This is a genomic window from Streptomyces anulatus (assembly GCF_014650675.1).
Lineage (GTDB): Bacteria > Actinomycetota > Actinomycetes > Streptomycetales > Streptomycetaceae > Streptomyces > Streptomyces anulatus.
This window is the reverse complement of sequence record NZ_BMVK01000019.1, coordinates 137,207-152,985: the sequence shown is the minus strand read 5'-3', so window position 1 is coordinate 152,985 and position 15,779 is coordinate 137,207. Positions and strand designations below refer to the sequence as shown.

Sequence of the window (15,779 nt, the reverse complement as noted above, 5' to 3'; positions counted from 1 at the left end):
ACTGCCCGTCACCAGGTGTCGGGCGGCGGCCGACTGGCCTTACAGTCGTCCCGTCCGTCTCCAACGGAGCAGCAGCTTCAACAGAGCAGCAGAGAGTGGCGAGCACACGGTGGACGTGCAGAAGAAGCTCGACGAGATCGTCGAAGCGGTCGGGAGCGCCCGATCCATGCCCATGTCGGCCTCGTGCGTGGTCAACCGCGCCGAGCTGCTCGCCATGCTCGAAGAGGTGCGCCAGGCCCTGCCCGGCTCCCTCGCCCAGGCGCAGGAGCTGATCGGCGGCCATGAGCAGCTCGCCGTGCAGGCCCGGCAGGAGGCCGAGCGGATCATCGAATCGGCCCACGCCCAGCGTGCCTCGCTGATCTCCGAGACCGAGATCGCCCGCCAGTCGCAGAGCGAGTCCGACCGGATCCTGTCCGAGGCCCGCCGCGAGGCCGAGGAGGTCCGGGCCGAGGCCGACGACTACGTCGACAGCAAGCTCGCCAACTTCGAGGTCGTCCTCACCAAGACCATCGGTTCCGTCGACCGGGGCCGCGAGAAGCTCCTCGGCCGCGGCCAGGGCCTGGACGAGCAGGGCTATCAGGACCCCGACTTCGCCGAGGCCCCCGAGCGCAGCGCCGACCCGGAGACCCTGCGGCAGCGGGCCGACGCCTACGTCGACGCCAAGTTCGGCGCCTTCGAGGCCGTCCTCGCGAAGACCCTGGAGGCCGTCGGCCGGGGCCGCCAGAAGCTCCACGGCCGGGTCGCCAGCGACGACCTCGGTGCGCACATGGCCGCCCAGGACGCCGCGGGCGGCCAGGGGCACACCAGCGACGCCGACTATCTGGCCGGCCTGGCCGAGCTCGCCCCGGAACCGCAGCAGGTGCCCCAGCCGCCTCAGCCGCCCCAGTACCCCGCGCAGCCGCAGGGCGAGCCGAGCTACGCGCAGGCGGCGTACGGCTACCAGGAGCAGCCGCTCCAGCAGGGCGTCCAGGACGCGTACGGCTACCAGCAGCAGCCCGACCCGTACGCGGCGTACCAGCAGCAGGGGGGCTACGACCCGAACGGGTACCCGCCCCAGCCGGGGGCCCAGCCGGACTACGGCTGGCAGCCGCAGGTCCAGCAGCCTCAGTCCCAGCAGCCGCAGGCGGCCGACCAGCAGGGCGGGGGAGCGCTGGACGAGACCAGTCTCTTCGACACCAGCATGATCGACCTGGAGCAGCTGCGCCGGTACGAGCAGGGCCGCTGATCCCGGGCGGGCCGCCCCGATTGGGTGCTGAGCGGTCCGTCCAGTATCCTGAATCCTCGGTCGCACATAGGTCCGCGATCTCGGCTGCCCGTTTCGTCCACGGAACGGAGACGGTTCGTCCCCGGACCGTAGACGGCCCTCCCTTCGCAGTACGACACCCATGATTTCGAAAGCAGGAAAAGCCCTGAACGGCCACCTCGACCACCGCAATCCTCTCGTGTTCGATACGCACGAGCTGGGTCGGCGTCCCGGTGCCCTGAAGCGGCTGACCCGCACGGTGGACGCACCCGGTTCACCGGTCCTGGGCATCGACGGCGTCATCGGCGTGCCGGAAGGCGCACCCGTGGAGCTGGACCTCCGCCTCGAATCGGTCATGGAAGGGGTGCTTGTCACAGGCACCGCCCGTGCAACCGCCGAGGGGGAGTGCGTAAGGTGTCTGGAGCCGCTGACCGTAGAGGTCGACGCGGATTTCCAGGAGATGTTCTCGTACCCTGACGCCGATGACCGGGGCCGCAGCAGTGCGGCGGAACCGGCCGACGACGCCGAGGACGACGAGGACAGGTTCTTCCTCGAGGACGGCTTGTTCGACCTCGAGTCAATGCTGCGTGACGCGGTAGTGCTCGCACTGCCCATGCAGCCGGTGTGCAAGGAGACCTGCGCCGGTCTGTGTTCCGAATGCGGAATCAGGCTGGACGAGAATCCGGACCACCACCACGATGCCCTCGACATTCGTTGGGCGGCACTGCAAGGACTCGCCGAGACCGTTCAGGACGGCGAGAAGGACAACATGGGCGGCGCCGAACCTGGCGTCGACGAGAAGCAGGAGAAGTAGCCGTGGCTGTTCCGAAGCGGAAGATGTCGCGCAGCAACACGCGCCACCGCCGGTCGCAGTGGAAGGCTGCGGTCCCCACCCTGGTTTCGTGCGAGCGTTGCCAGGAGCCCAAGCTCCAGCACATTGCGTGCCCGAGCTGCGGCACCTACAACAAGCGCCAGGTCCTCGAGGTCTGAGCGGCTGGTGAGAGGCCCGATGTCTGAGTTGTCCAGCGCCAAGAAGCAGGCAGACAACGTCAACACAGCCTCGTCCCACACGCTTCTGGAAGGGCGGCTCGGGTATCATCTCGAGTCCGCCCTTCTGGTGCGTGCGCTGACCCACCGTTCGTACGCATACGAGAACGGCGGTCTGCCCACCAACGAGCGGCTCGAATTCCTCGGGGATTCGGTGCTCGGCCTGGTGGTCACGGACACGCTGTACCGCACCCACCCCGACCTGCCCGAAGGCCAGCTGGCCAAGTTGCGGGCCGCGGTGGTCAACTCGCGTGCACTTGCGGAAGTGGGCCGCGGCCTCGAACTCGGCTCCTTCATCCGGCTCGGCCGCGGTGAAGAGGGCACGGGGGGCCGGGACAAGGCTTCCATCCTCGCCGACACACTGGAAGCAGTGATCGGCGCGGTCTATCTCGACCAGGGCCTCAGCGCGGCCTCGGAGCTGGTCCACCGGCTCTTCGACCCGCTGATCGACAGGTCCTCGAACCTCGGTGCCGGCCTGGACTGGAAGACCAGCCTCCAGGAGCTCACCGCGAGCGAGAGCCTCGGAGTCCCCGAGTACCTCGTCACGGAGACCGGTCCGGATCACGAGAAGACCTTCACTGCTGCCGCTCGCGTCGGTGGTGTCTCGTACGGCACCGGCACCGGCCGTAGCAAGAAGGAAGCGGAGCAGCAGGCGGCCGAGTCCGCCTGGCGTGAGATCAGCGCCGCCGCAGAGGCACGGCAGGCCGCGGAGAAGTCCGCAGCCAACGGAGGGGCCGCCGACACCCCTGCCGATCCGTCGCCGAACACGGACGCCGCTCCGGCCTGAAGCGAAACGGGAACCCCCCGGTGCCATGCGCACCGGGGGGTTTTCCCTGTCCGGGGAGCCCGCGCACGGCTTCCCCGTACGTCCCGGGGAGCCGGTCCCGCGCTCCCGTACTACCGTCGTCGTGTCTGGAGTAGTGCATCGTGCCTGAGCTGCCCGAGGTCGAAGTGGTCCGCCGGGGCCTTGAGCGCTGGGTCAGCGGCCGCACCGTCAGCGAGGTCGAGGTCCTGCACCCGCGCTCGGTCCGTCGGCACCTCGCGGGCGGCGTCGACTTCGCCGCCCGGCTGCGCGGCGTCCGCTTCGGGGCGGCGATGCGCCGCGGCAAGTACCTCTGGGTGCCGATCGACGAGGCCTCCGCCTCGCTGCTGGGACACCTCGGTATGAGCGGACAACTGCTGGTGCAGCCGGCGGACGCGCCCGACGAGAAGCACCTGCGGATCCGGATGCGGTTCGACGACGCGCTCGGCACCGAACTGCGCTTCGTCGACCAGCGCACCTTCGGCGGGCTCTCGCTCCACGACAACACCCCCGAAGGCCTGCCGGACACCATCGCGCACATCGCCCGGGACCCCCTCGACCCGCTCTTCGACGACGCCGCGTTCCACACCGCGCTGCGGCAGCGCCGTACGACGGTCAAGCGCGCCCTGCTCGACCAGTCGCTGATCAGCGGCGTCGGCAACATCTACGCGGACGAGGCGCTCTGGCGCGCCAAGCTGCACTACGACCGGCCGACCGCGACCCTGACCCGCCCCAAGTCCGCCGAGCTGCTCGGCCACGCCCGCGACGTCATGAACGCGGCGCTCGCCCAGGGCGGCACCAGTTTCGACAGCCTGTACGTCAACGTGAACGGCGAGTCCGGCTACTTCGACCGGTCGCTCGACGCGTACGGCCGGGAGGGCGAGCCCTGCCACCGGTGCTCCACCCCGATGCGCCGCCGCGCCTGGATGAACCGCTCCAGCTACTACTGCCCGCGCTGTCAGCGGCCGCCGCGCGCCTCGTCGTAACGCGTACGGGCGGCCAGTACGTCGTCCATCCGCCCCTCGACGAACCGGATCAGCCCGAGGAGCTTCTCGGTGACCTCGCGGCCGAACGGCGTGAGCTCGTAGTCCACCCGGGGCGGGTTGACCGGCTGGGCCTCCCGCAGGACGAGCCCGTCGCGTTCCAGCGCGTGGAGGGTCTGGGAGAGCATCTTCTCGCTGACCCCGTCGACCCGGCGGCGCAGCTCGTTGAACCGGAGGCTTCCCTCGTACAGGGCGCCGAGCGTCAGGCTGCCCCAGCGTCCGGTGGCGTGCTCCAGCGTGGAGCGCGAGGGGCACTGCCGGGAGAAGACGTCGAACGCGAGACGGTCCGTATCACTGGCCATGACAGAAGCTTACTCCCGCACAGTGCTCACCCCGAGGGAGCGCTGTGCGGGAGTAAGTGGATCGTGGAGGTCGGTCAGAAGCCGAAGTTCTGGACCCACCAGGGGCCGCCGGAGCCCTCGTGCACGCCGATGCCGATGGTCTTGTAGTCGCAGTTCAGAATGTTCGCCCGGTGGCCTTCGCTGTTCATCCAGCCCTCCATCACAGCCTGGGCGTCGGCCTGGCCGCGGGCGATGTTCTCCGCGCCGAGCCCCTGCACACCGGCCTGCGCGGCCCGGTCCCAGGGAGTGTCGCCGTCCGGGTCCGTGTGGTCGAAGAAGCCGCGGGCCGCCATGTCCTCGCTGAAGTTCTGGGCGAGCGAGGTCAGCGGGGCGCTGGTGGACAGCGGGGAGCAGCCGACCTTCGCCCGCTCCTGGTTCACCAGGGCCAGCACCTCGGTGCGTGCGGAGGCGTCGGTGGGGGAAGGGCTCGGCTTCTTGCTGGGCGGCGGGGCGGAGGAGGTCTTCGGCGGGGCCGGGGCCTTGCTCGCCGGGGCGGTGCTCTTCTTCGGGGCCTTCGAGGTCGTCGGCGCCTTCGACTTCTCGGACGGGGTGGCGGCCGGCTTCTTCGACGTGGAGGGGGCGGCCGACTTCGACGGCGTCTCCGAGGGCGTCTTGGACGGTGTCTTCGACGGAGCCTTGCTCGGCGCCCCGGGACGTTCGGAGCCCCGGCTGGTCGGGGAGGCGGACCGGTCGGCCGGCGCGGTGGAGCTGCCGCCCTGCGTCAGCAGGTCCGGGGCGCCGCCGGTGCGCACCTGGTCGGCGGCGGTGGTCTTGCCGGTGGTGTAGGTGTCGCCGCCGGGAATCAGGCCCGAGGCGACGGCGACCGCGCCGACGGCCACGGCCGCCGAGACGCCGAGGAGCCCGGTGCGGATCGGCACGGCGGACTTCTTCCGGCGCGTGCCCCGGCGTCGGGAAGCGGCCCCGGCCGCGGGTTCTTCAGCGGCGGGGCCTGCGGCGGATCGTCGGTGGCGTCCCATGCGCTGTGCCTTCCTGGTACTCCGGACGCCGTGGCGACGTCGCTCGACTTCCCCGTTGATCGAATTCAGTGGCACGCGGAGCGAATCCGCTTGATCGACTTTTCCGTCGTGATCCGCCACCCGTCCGATACTCACCCGATCGAGTGAGGCTGTTCCGACGGGACTGTAGCCCATGGGCGAAAGGGGGCGACGTGCTTCCGGAGCAATCGGCCGGTTAGCGTTCGGGCATGAACGAAGAAGCGCGCCTCGTCGTCTGGGTACGCGGCCGAGTACAGCAAGTAGGCTTCCGCTGGTTCACCAGGGCAAATGCTTTGGAGATCGGCGGTCTCATCGGGTTCGCCCTCAATCTCGACGACGGCAGGGTGCAGATCGTGGCCGAAGGGACGCGTGAGAATTGCCACCGCCTGCTGGAGTGGCTGCGGTCCGACGACACACCCGGGCGCGTGGACGGAGTCACTGAGATCTGGGACACCCCGCGCGGTGGATACGACGGATTCGCCATCCGTTGATCCCGTCCCGCGCGGGCCCGTCGGATCCGCTCGGTGAACGCCTCGCGCCGAACGGTCACCGGAACGCCCGCTCGGGCCCCGCACCCGAAATGACCTGCGACGGGACCCGGCGGCGGCCGATGGTTGCCAGATGCGGGATGTCGTGCAAGGCTGCGGCATTGACGAAGATCTGCACACCCCTCGGGGTCCCGCAGGAGAGTCGCGCCGCATGATCGTCCGGCCGCGCGCCCCCGGGACGCCCGGGTACACAGGGTGTGATCGTGTTGACCGTCAAACTTTTTGGTGAGACGCTGAAAACCCCGCGCACCTTAGCTGTTCGGTAGAGCTGATTAGCAGCAGAACCGCAGTGGTGACAGAGCCCTGCCGAGCACCGCGGGTGCGATCCCCTGACGACCCACACCGCATCGGTCGGTCACTCATTGTGGAGGACCATCCATCATGGCAAAGGCGCTTCTCGGTTACGTCGGCGGTTCCGACCCGCGACTCCTCGCCGAGATGCGACGGCTCCAGCAGCGCGTCCAGGACCTGGAATCCGAGCTCAACCGGATCCAGGACGAGAACGACGCGCTCAACGCCGCCGCCCAGCACCAAGAGTCGCTGCTCGACAGCATCGACATCGACGTACCCCAGGGCGAGCCTGCGCTGACCTGACCACCCTGGCCCCCTCGGGCCGGTCGGGCCGGGCATGCTCGGTAGCCTCGGAACATCACTGATTCGTTCTGCGTCACGGATCGCCGTCCCCCGAACACCGGGGTCCCCGCATCGCCGGGGACGTCGCTGTCCGGTCGTTCTGCGATGCACCGCGCAGGACCACAGCTGGATTCACAGAGACACCAGCAAGATTCACAGGGACGCTTCGGCGTCCCTTTTTCTTTGCCCGACCCCCACCCCGGACGTACCGGCCTTCGCTTACCGTCTGATGTGCCCTGCACCTTCATCAACGAAACCGAGAGCGAAAGGTAGAGTCCGGCGGCGTGCACCTCAAGGCCCTGACCCTGCGTGGTTTCAAATCGTTCGCGTCCGCCACCACCCTGCGGTTCGAACCGGGGATCACCTGCGTCGTCGGTCCCAATGGATCCGGCAAATCCAATGTGGTGGACGCGCTCTCCTGGGTCATGGGGGAACAGGGTGCCAAATCCCTGCGCGGCGGCAAGATGGAAGACGTGATCTTCGCCGGGACGACCGGGCGGCCCCCGCTCGGCCGCGCCGAAGTGTCGCTGACCATCGACAATTCCGACGGCGCATTGCCCATCGAGTACGCCGAAGTGACGATCACTCGGATCATGTTCCGCAATGGCGGCAGCGAATACCAGATCAATGGCGACACCTGCCGGCTGCTCGACATCCAGGAACTCCTCTCCGACTCCGGTATCGGCCGCGAGATGCACGTCATCGTCGGGCAGGGCCAGTTGGACTCCGTGCTGCACGCCGACCCGATGGGCCGCCGGGCCTTCATCGAGGAGGCCGCGGGCGTGCTCAAGCACCGCAAGCGCAAGGAGAAGGCGCTGCGGAAGCTGGACGCGATGGGCGCCAACCTCGCCCGGGTCCAGGACCTCACCGACGAACTGCGCCGCCAGCTCAAGCCGCTCGGCCGGCAGGCCGCCGTCGCCCGCCGGGCCGCCGTCATCCAGGCCGACCTGCGCGACGCCCGGCTCAGGCTCCTCGCGGACGACCTGGTGACTCTCCGGGACGCGCTGCGCGACGAGATCGCCGACGAGGCGGAGCTGAAGAAGCGCAAGGACGCGGCCGAGGCGGAGCTGCGGACGGCGCTCGCCCGCGAGGCCGAGCTGGAGGGCGAGGTGCGCAGGCTCGCACCCCGGCTCCAGCGCGCCCAGCAGACCTGGTACGAGCTGTCGCAACTGGCCGAGCGGGTCCGGGGCACGGTCTCGCTGGCCGACGCCCGGGTCCGCAGCGCCTCCCAGGCGCCCGCCGAGGAGCGCCGGGGCCGCGACCCCGAGGACATGGAGCGCGAGGCCGCCCGGATCCGTGAGCAGGAGGCGGAGCTGACGGCGGCCCTGGAGGCGGCCGAACACGCGCTGGAGGACACCGTCGCCCACCGCGCCGACCTGGAACGCGAGCTGGCCGCCGAGGAGCGCCGGCTCAAGGACGCGGCCCGCGCCATCGCGGACCGGCGCGAAGGGCTCGCCCGGCTGAACGGCCAGGTCAACGCGGCCCGCGGCCGGGCCGGTTCGGCACAGGCCGAAATCGACCGGCTGGCCGCCTCACGCGACGAGGCGCAGGAGCGGGCGGTGAGCGCCCAGGAGGAGTACGAGCAGCTCAAGGCCGAGGTCGAGGGGCTGGACGCGGAGGACGAGGAGCTGACCGTCCGCCACGAGGAGGCCAAACAGGCCCTCGCCGAGGCCCGGGCCGCCCACAGCACGGCGCGCGACGGGGCGACCGCCGCCGAACGCAGGCGGGCGGCGGTCGCGGCCCGGCACGAGGCGCTGGCCCTGGGGCTGCGCCGCAAGGACGGTACGGGCGCGCTGCTCGGGGCCCGGGACCAGCTGGCCGGACTCCTCGGCCCGGCCGCCGAACTGCTGACCGTCGAGCCCGGGTACGAGGTCGCGGTGGCCGCCGCCCTCGGCGCGGCGGCGGACGCCGTGGCCGTCACGGACCCGGCCACGGCCGCCGACGCGATCCGGCTGCTGCGCGAACGGGACGCGGGGCGCGCGGCGATGCTCCTGGGGGCGGACCTCGCGGACAGCGCCGCCGCCGCGCCCCATCACGTACCGGAGCAGGCATCCGTACGGGAGGCGGCGGAGGAGTCCGCGCCCGCCGTGCTGCCCGCGCAGGGGGGCGCGGAACCCGGGTCGGCGGCGCGGAGCGGCACGGACGCCGCGGCACACCCGGCGGGCCGCGCCGGGACGGCCACCGCCCTCGCCGTGCCCGCCGTCGCCGACCTGGTGCGCGGGCCCGCCGCGCTGCTCGGGGCCGTACGCCGTCTCGTACAGGACATGGTGGTCGTCGGGACGCTGGAGGACGCGGAGGAACTGGTGGCCGCGCACCCCGGGGTCACCGCGGTGACCGGTGAAGGGGATGTGCTCTCCGGCCACTTCGCCCAGGGCGGGTCGGCCGGGGCGCCCAGCCTCCTGGAGGTGCAGGCCTCCGTCGACGAGGCCGCCGCCGAGCTGGCCGACCTCGCGGTGCGGTGCGAGGAGCTCGCCGAGGCCCAGCGCCTGGCGGGGGAGCGGCGCACCGAGCGGACCGCGCTCGTCGAGGAGCTGGGGGAGCGCCGCCGGGCGGCCGAGCGGGAGAAGTCCGGCTTCGCCCAGCAGCTCGGGCGGCTCGCCGGGCAGGCCCGGGGAGCGTCCGGCGAGGCCGAGCGCATGACCGCGTCCGCCGCCCGTGCCCAGGAGGCCCTGGAGCGGGCGACGGAGGAGGCCGAGGAGCTGGCCGAACGGCTGCTGGTCGCCGAGGAGACCCCGGGGGAGGAGGAGCCCGACACGTCCCGGCGGGACCGGCTCGCCGCCGACGGGGCCAACGCCCGCCAGACCGAGATGGAGGCCCGGCTCCAGGCCCGTACGCACGAGGAGCGGGTCAAGGCGCTGGCCGGGCGCGCGGATTCGCTGGACCGGGCCGCCCGCGCCGAACGGGAGGCGCGTACCCGTGCCGAACAGCGCCGGGCCCGGCTGCGGTACGAGGCCGAAGTCGCCGCCGCCGTGGCGTCGGGGGCCCGTCAGCTGCTGGCGCACGTCGAGGTGTCCCTCGTCCGGGCCGACCAGGAGCGGACGGCGGCCGAGGCGGCGAAGGGCGAGCGGGAGCGTGAGCTGGCCGTCGAGCGGGACCGGGGCCGCGGGCTGAAGGGCGAGCTGGACAAGCTCACCGACTCGGTCCACCGGGGCGAGGTGCTGGGCGCGGAGAAGCGGCTGAGGATCGAACAGCTGGAGACGAAGGCCCTGGAGGAGCTGGGCGTGGAGCCCGCGGGGCTGGTCTCCGAGTACGGGCCGGACCAGCTCGTGCCGCCGTCGTCCGCCGCCGAGGGCGAGGAACTTCCGGAGGACCCGGAGCATCCCCGTAACCGGCCGAAGGCGTATCTGCGGACCGAGCAGGAGAAGCGGCTGCGGTCGGCCGAACGGGCGTACCAGCAACTCGGGAAGGTGAATCCGCTCGCCCTGGAGGAGTTCTCGGCGCTGGAGGAGCGGCACAAGTTTCTCTCCGAGCAGCTTGAAGACCTGAAGAAGACCCGGGCCGATCTGCTCCAGGTGATCAAGGAGGTCGACGAGCGGGTCGAGCAGGTCTTCACGGAGGCCTACCGGGACACCGCCCGCGAGTTCGAGGGGGTCTTCTCGCGCCTCTTCCCCGGCGGCGAGGGGCGGCTCGTCCTGACCGACCCGGACAACATGCTCGCCACCGGGGTGGACGTCGAGGCGCGTCCGCCGGGCAAGAAGGTGAAGCGGCTCTCCCTGCTGTCGGGCGGCGAGCGGTCCCTGACGGCGGTGGCGTTGCTGGTCGCGATCTTCAAGGCCCGGCCCAGTCCGTTCTATGTGATGGACGAGGTCGAGGCCGCGCTCGACGACACCAACCTGCAGCGGCTGATCCGGATCATGGCGGAGCTCCAGGAGAGCTCCCAGCTGATCGTGATCACCCACCAGAAGCGGACGATGGAGGTCGCCGACGCGCTGTACGGCGTGTCCATGCAGGGCGACGGGGTCTCGAAGGTCATCAGCCAGCGGCTGCGCTGACTTTTTACCGAATCATCAGAAGTTCAACGCACCTTTTGTGCACTCCTGGGTACATGGGGATCGAGATCGGATCGACCCCCTGTTTGACTTCGCCTCTTGAACGCATAACCTCTGCAAAGTTGATTTCGCCTTCAAGTGGTGGCGGGCCGGATGTTGTGCCCCACTGGGAAGGCTCACCCCCCACGTCTGACTTGCGGCCAGGCATCAGGAGTTCACGTGACCAGCACAGCGAACGGACCCGAGTCCGGGGCCCGAGCGGCCCACCCGGACCACCTCGGCCATGTCATCTTCATCACCGCGGCCGCCGCGATGGGCGGCTTCCTCTTCGGCTACGACAGCTCCGTCATCAACGGGGCCGTCGAGGCGATCCGCGACCGGTACGACATCGGCTCCGGCACGCTCGCCCAGGTCATCGCCATCGCGCTGATCGGCTGTGCGATCGGCGCCGCCACCGCCGGCCGGATCGCGGACCGGATCGGCCGCATCCGCTGCATGCAGATCGCCTCGGTGCTCTTCACGGCCAGCGCGATCGGCTCCGCGCTGCCGTTCGCGCTCTGGGACCTGGCGATGTGGCGCATCATCGGAGGCTTCGCCATCGGCATGGCCTCCGTGATCGGCCCGGCGTACATCGCCGAGGTCTCCCCGCCCGCCTACCGCGGCCGGCTCGGCTCCTTCCAGCAGGCCGCGATCGTCATCGGCATCGCCATCTCCCAACTGGTGAACTACGCCGTCCTCCAGATCGCCGACGGCGACCAGCGCGGCGAGATCCTGGGCCTGGAGGCCTGGCAGTGGATGCTCGGCGTGATGGTCGTCCCGGCCATCCTGTACGGACTGCTCTCCTTCGCCATCCCGGAGTCCCCGCGCTTCCTCATCTCGGTCGGCAAGAAGGTCGAAGCACGCAAGATCCTGGAAGAGGTCGAGGGCAAGCACATCGACCTCGACGCCCGCGTGGCCGAGATCGAGACCGCCATGCACCGCGAGCACAAGTCCTCCTTCAAGGACCTGCTCGGCAACCGCTTCTTCTTCCTGCCCATCGTCTGGGTCGGCATCGGCCTGTCGATGTTCCAGCAGCTCGTCGGCATCAACGTGGCGTTCTACTACTCGGCGACGCTGTGGCAGTCCGTCGGCATCGACCCGACCGACTCGTTCTTCTACTCGTTCACCACCTCGATCATCAACATCATCGGCACGGTGATCGCGATGGTGCTGGTGGACCGGGTGGGCCGCAGGCCGCTCGCCCTCGTCGGCTCGGTCGGCATGGCCGTCGCGCTCGCCGTCGAGGCCTGGGCGTTCTCCGCGGACCTGGTCGACGGCAAGCTGCCGACCACACAGGGCACGGTCGCCCTGATCGCCGCCCACGTCTTCGTGCTGTTCTTCGCCCTGTCGTGGGGTGTCGTCGTCTGGGTCTTCCTCGGCGAGATGTTCCCGAACCGCCTGCGCGCGGCCGCCCTCGGCGTCGCCGTGTTCGCGCAGTGGATGGCCAACTGGGCGATCACCGCCAGCTTCCCGAGCCTCTCGGAGTGGAACCTCTCGGGGACGTACATCATCTACGCCTGCTTCGCCGTGCTCTCGATCCCCTTCGTGCTCAAGTTCGTGAAGGAGACCAAGGGCAAGGCGTTGGAAGAGATGGGCTAAATCCCCCGCTGCCCCTCTCTTCGAACCGCGCGGCCCCGGCTCACCGAGCCGGGGCCGTCGGCTTCTCCGGGGTCAGGGCCTCGCAGAACAGCCGCAGGCTCCGCCACCCCTCCTCCACCGGCATCCCGCCGCACAGCGGGTGCAGCACCAGGCTCTCCGCCCCCAGGGCCTTCAGCCCGTCCGGCGTGACGATCCGGTAGACGCCCTCCTCACGCAGTTCCGCCACCGTCGTCGCCGCCGAGCGGACGGCCGAGCGGATGTCCTTGGACTGCCAGGAGGCGTACGTCCGCGCCTCGTGCAGCAGGTGCTGGCCGTACTCCGCCCACGTACGGTCCGGGTCCTCGGAGACGTGCAGCAGCGGTGTGCGCTCCGCGGGCATCATGCAGAAGCCCTCCGTCCCGTGCTCCGCGCGCCGCTCGTGGTAGTACGCCTCCAGCTCCGGCAGATACGCGCTCGGGAACAGCGGCAGCCCCAGCCGGGCCGCCCGCCGCGCCGCCGCCCGCGAACTCCCGCCGACCAGCAGCATCGGGTGCGGGCGCGTGTACGGGCGCGGCGTGACGCGCACCGTACGGCCCCGGTACGGGAACGTCTCGCCGGTCCACGCCGCCAGCAGCGTCTCCAGCAGCTCGTCCTGGAGCCTGCCGCGCCGCCCCCACGCGACCCCGGCCCGCTCGTACTCCTCGGGGCGGTAGCCGATCCCCGCGACCGTCACCAGCCGGCCCGCGCTCAGCAGGTCCAGCACCGCGATGTCCTCCGCGAGGCGCAGCGGGTCGTGCAGCGGCCCGATGACCGCCGAAACGGTCACCGCGATCCGGCGGGTGGCGCCGAAGACCGCCCCGGCGAAGGTGAACGGGGAGGGCAGCCAGGAGTTCGCCACCCCGTGGTGCTCCTCGGTCTGCACCGTGTCGACGCCGTGCTCGTCCGCGTACGCCGCCATCTCCAGGGCGGCGCGGTAGCGGGCCGAGAGCGATACGGGGTCGGCTTCGGGGTCGACGAGATTGAACCGGACCACTGTGAAGGCCATCGGAGGCGTCCCTTCGCCGGGGCGGCAGACAGGCAGGCATGCGGGCAGGCGGGCACACGGACAAGCAGGCACACGGACAGGCGGGCATCCGGCGGGCGGCGGCACCGTAGCTGACGTAGCGTCAGAAGTGTAGGGGTCGGTGTTCGAATTACCGCCAAAAGGTGCAAATGGTCCCGATGGATCGCCGGGGGCCAGCCGGGGCCGCGCCCGCGGCACGGCCGTGGCCGATACTGGACGGGTTATGGAACTCGTCGAAATCGTCATCCTCGCTGTAGTCATCGCCCTGGTCGCTGTCGGCCTGGTCGGCGGGCTCGTGGTAGGCAGCCGCAAGAAGAAGCTGCCGCCCCCGCCGCCGAGCGCGCCGACCATCACTCCTCCCGCCGAACCGCAGGTCGGCGAGGAGGCCGAGACGCCGCGCGACGAAGCGCGGCGCACCATCGACGAAGTCGGCCTCCCGGACGCCACCGCGCCCGCGGAGGAGGCCCCGGTCGCCGAGGCCCCCGCGCCGCCCGCGCTGGAGGTCCCCGAGCCCACGGCCGGCCGGCTCGTCCGCCTGCGGGCCCGGCTCGCCCGTTCGCAGAACTCGCTGGGCAAGGGGCTCCTCACCCTGCTCTCCCGCGACAATCTCGACGAGGACACCTGGGAGGAGATCGAGGACACCCTCCTCACCGCCGACGTCGGCGTCGCCCCCACCCAGGAACTGGTCGAGCGGCTCCGCGAGCGCGTCCGGGTGCTCGGCACCCGCACCCCGGAGGACCTGCGCAACCTGCTCCGCGAGGAGCTGATCACCCTGCTCGGCCCGGACTTCGACCGCGAGGTCAAGACCGAGGGCGGCGCCGAGACCCCCGGCGTCGTCATGGTCGTCGGCGTCAACGGCACCGGCAAGACCACCACCACCGGCAAGCTGGCCCGGGTGCTCGTCGCCGACGGCCGCAGCGTGGTGCTCGGTGCGGCCGACACCTTCCGCGCCGCCGCCGCCGATCAGCTCCAGACCTGGGGCGAGCGGGTCGGCGCGCGCACGGTCCGCGGGCCCGAGGGCGGCGACCCGGCGTCGATCGCCTACGACGCGGTCAAGGAAGGCATCGCCGAGGGCGCGGACGTCGTCCTCATCGACACCGCCGGCCGGCTGCACACCAAGACCGGGCTCATGGACGAGCTGGGCAAGGTCAAGCGCGTCGTGGAGAAGCACGGCCCGCTGGACGAGATCCTGCTCGTCCTCGACGCGACCACCGGACAGAACGGCCTCGTCCAGGCCCGGGTGTTCGCGGAGGTCGTGGACATCACCGGCATCGTCCTCACCAAGCTCGACGGCACCGCCAAGGGCGGCATCGTCATCGCGGTCCAGCGCGAGCTGGGCGTACCGGTGAAGCTGATCGGTCTCGGCGAAGGGGCGGACGACCTCGCCCCGTTCGAGCCGGGCGCCTTCGTGGACGCCCTGATCGGCGACTGACCCACCTCGCATCCGGTACGGCGGACGGGCGGCGGCTCCTGGGAGGAGCCTGCCGCCCGTCCGCCGTTCCCGTGCCGCCTACGAGCGGTGGCAGACGTACGCGAGAGTCCCCAGCAGCAGCCGCGCCTGCGGGGGAGCGGCCGCCGTGTCCAGCAGCGGGGGCCGCAGCCAGCGGACCGGGCCGAGGCCGCCGAGGTCGGAGGGAGGGGCGGTGATGTGCGTCCCCGGGCCGAGGCCGCGCAGGTCGAGGCGCGCGTCGTCCCAGCCCATCCGGTAGAGCAGCTCGGGCAGCTCGGCGGCGGCCCCGGGGGCGACGAAGAACTGCGCCCGTCCGGTCGGCGTCACGGCGACGGGCCCCGACGGCAGCCCCATCCGCTCCATCCGCACCAGGGCGCGCCGCCCCGCCTGCTCCGCGACCTCCAGGACGTCGAAGGAGCGGCCCACGGCCAGCAGCATCGCCGCTCCCGGCGTCTCGGCCCAGGCGTCCGACGCACGGTCCAGGCCGGTGCCCGCCGGGACCTCCCGGGCGAAGTCCAGCGGGTGGGCCCCCGGCGCCGGGCAGGCCGGTGCGCCGCACGAGCAGGAGCCGGCCTCGGCCCGTGCTCCGGGCGTCACCGCCCAGCCCCACAGTCCTGTGTACTCGGCCACCGCCGTGCCCGCGGTGCCGCGGTGGCGTCGCCGCGCACCGGATCGCATCTCCCGGATGCCGCCGATCGTGAAGCCCATGCCCCCTCCAACGGGTCCGGCTCGCCGGTGGTTACGACCCGCGTCGCTCGGGTAACCCTCCGTCGCTGAAACTCGATCGAGTGGCGTGCGCGGTAGTGCGGACGGGGGTGCGCCACGGAGCGCGCGCCCCCGAGTGCTTCCGTCCGCCCGCCCTCGGTCCTGGTTGCTCAAGTCAAGCGCGCCCGGCGGCAGTCGGGTTCATTCGAAGGGGTGGCGAATGGTGGCGTTTCCTCAATCCCCCTCGCGGGAGGGGTGATCGTAGGATTACCGTCGGTACACGAACCCTGGGAGTATGTGCAC

The 15,779-nt window shown here is 71.2% G+C and carries 14 protein-coding genes; 10 read left to right on the top strand and 4 right to left on the bottom strand.

All coding sequences use genetic code 11. From position 1 onward, the window contains the following. The first annotated feature begins 109 nt into the window (after positions 1-109). From IE272_RS33090 to mutM, 5 genes are all read left to right on the top strand, one after another. Positions 110-1,225: a F0F1 ATP synthase subunit B gene (locus IE272_RS33090; protein ID WP_050358611.1), complete on the top strand. Its 1,116-nt coding sequence runs from the start codon at positions 110-112 to the stop codon at positions 1,223-1,225. 160 nt (positions 1,226-1,385) lie between these two features. Continuing rightward, a complete protein-coding gene (locus tag IE272_RS33085) occupies positions 1,386-2,057 on the top strand; it encodes a YceD family protein (protein WP_050358610.1) in 672 nt (223 codons plus the stop codon). A gap of 2 nt (positions 2,058-2,059) precedes the next feature. Next, positions 2,060-2,233, top strand: coding sequence for a 50S ribosomal protein L32 (gene rpmF, locus IE272_RS33080; protein WP_003965982.1), 174 nt, complete (start codon positions 2,060-2,062; stop codon positions 2,231-2,233). Positions 2,234-2,252: 19 nt separating this feature from the next. Continuing rightward, complete coding sequence (rnc, locus tag IE272_RS33075; RefSeq protein ID WP_050358609.1) at positions 2,253-3,077, top strand: ribonuclease III; 825 nt, start codon at positions 2,253-2,255, stop codon at positions 3,075-3,077. A gap of 140 nt (positions 3,078-3,217) precedes the next feature. Beyond that, a complete protein-coding gene (mutM, locus tag IE272_RS33070) occupies positions 3,218-4,078 on the top strand; it encodes a bifunctional DNA-formamidopyrimidine glycosylase/DNA-(apurinic or apyrimidinic site) lyase (RefSeq protein WP_050358608.1) in 861 nt (286 codons plus the stop codon). Here mutM and IE272_RS33065 read toward each other — a convergent pair. Next, positions 4,051-4,437: a winged helix-turn-helix transcriptional regulator gene (locus IE272_RS33065; protein WP_007448175.1), complete on the bottom strand. Its 387-nt coding sequence runs from the start codon at positions 4,435-4,437 to the stop codon at positions 4,051-4,053. The two genes, mutM and IE272_RS33065, sit on opposite strands and share 28 nt — an antisense overlap. A 74-nt stretch (positions 4,438-4,511) precedes the next feature. Continuing rightward, positions 4,512-5,453, bottom strand: a complete 942-nt coding sequence (locus IE272_RS33060; protein WP_190009389.1) for a CAP domain-containing protein — start codon at positions 5,451-5,453, stop codon at positions 4,512-4,514. Positions 5,454-5,680: 227 nt separating this feature from the next. Here IE272_RS33060 and IE272_RS33055 point away from each other — a divergent pair, with 227 nt between their 5' ends. The 4 genes from IE272_RS33055 (at position 5,681) to IE272_RS33040 (ending at position 12,279) form a co-directional block, all read left to right on the top strand. Then, positions 5,681-5,962, top strand: coding sequence for an acylphosphatase (locus tag IE272_RS33055; protein WP_050358606.1), 282 nt, complete (start codon positions 5,681-5,683; stop codon positions 5,960-5,962). 438 nt (positions 5,963-6,400) lie between these two features. Further along, entirely contained in the window at positions 6,401-6,613 is a 213-nt protein-coding gene (locus IE272_RS33050) for a hypothetical protein (RefSeq protein WP_003965973.1), read from the top strand. A gap of 323 nt (positions 6,614-6,936) precedes the next feature. Beyond that, a complete protein-coding gene (locus IE272_RS33045; protein ID WP_190009387.1) occupies positions 6,937-10,644 on the top strand; it encodes an AAA family ATPase in 3,708 nt (1,235 codons plus the stop codon). A 216-nt stretch (positions 10,645-10,860) separates the two neighbouring features. After that, positions 10,861-12,279: a sugar porter family MFS transporter gene (locus tag IE272_RS33040; RefSeq protein ID WP_056704176.1), complete on the top strand. Its 1,419-nt coding sequence runs from the start codon at positions 10,861-10,863 to the stop codon at positions 12,277-12,279. A 40-nt stretch (positions 12,280-12,319) separates the two neighbouring features. Here IE272_RS33040 and IE272_RS33035 read toward each other — a convergent pair whose 3' ends face one another. After that, positions 12,320-13,303: an LLM class flavin-dependent oxidoreductase gene (locus tag IE272_RS33035; RefSeq protein WP_190009385.1), complete on the bottom strand. Its 984-nt coding sequence runs from the start codon at positions 13,301-13,303 to the stop codon at positions 12,320-12,322. A gap of 241 nt (positions 13,304-13,544) precedes the next feature. Here IE272_RS33035 and ftsY point away from each other — a divergent pair, with 241 nt between their 5' ends. Continuing rightward, positions 13,545-14,753, top strand: a complete 1,209-nt coding sequence (gene ftsY, locus IE272_RS33030) for a signal recognition particle-docking protein FtsY (protein WP_056704182.1) — start codon at positions 13,545-13,547, stop codon at positions 14,751-14,753. Positions 14,754-14,831: 78 nt separating this feature from the next. Here the strand turns inward: ftsY and IE272_RS33025 are convergent, their stop codons facing one another. Beyond that, positions 14,832-15,479 carry a bifunctional DNA primase/polymerase gene (locus IE272_RS33025; RefSeq protein ID WP_057665993.1) on the bottom strand — a complete coding sequence of 216 codons (648 nt, stop codon included), beginning with the start codon at positions 15,477-15,479 and terminating at the stop codon, positions 14,832-14,834. Between the last annotated feature and the right edge of the window lie 300 nt (positions 15,480-15,779).

Excerpts from the sequence above, each read along its gene's own strand:
- IE272_RS33060 (WP_190009389.1), bottom strand. The coding sequence starts at position 5,453 with ATGGGACGCCACCGACGATCCGCCGCAGGCCCCGCCGCTGAAGAACCC.
- ftsY (WP_056704182.1), top strand. The coding sequence starts at position 13,545 with ATGGAACTCGTCGAAATCGTCATCCTCGCTGTAGTCATCGCCCTGGTC.
- IE272_RS33035 (WP_190009385.1), bottom strand. The coding sequence starts at position 13,303 with ATGGCCTTCACAGTGGTCCGGTTCAATCTCGTCGACCCCGAAGCCGAC.
- IE272_RS33055 (WP_050358606.1), top strand. The coding sequence starts at position 5,681 with ATGAACGAAGAAGCGCGCCTCGTCGTCTGGGTACGCGGCCGAGTACAG.
- IE272_RS33050 (WP_003965973.1), top strand. The coding sequence starts at position 6,401 with ATGGCAAAGGCGCTTCTCGGTTACGTCGGCGGTTCCGACCCGCGACTC.
- IE272_RS33065 (WP_007448175.1), bottom strand. The coding sequence starts at position 4,437 with ATGGCCAGTGATACGGACCGTCTCGCGTTCGACGTCTTCTCCCGGCAG.
- rnc (WP_050358609.1), top strand. The coding sequence starts at position 2,253 with ATGTCTGAGTTGTCCAGCGCCAAGAAGCAGGCAGACAACGTCAACACA.
- IE272_RS33085 (WP_050358610.1), top strand. The coding sequence starts at position 1,386 with ATGATTTCGAAAGCAGGAAAAGCCCTGAACGGCCACCTCGACCACCGC.
- IE272_RS33025 (WP_057665993.1), bottom strand. The coding sequence starts at position 15,479 with ATGGGCTTCACGATCGGCGGCATCCGGGAGATGCGATCCGGTGCGCGG.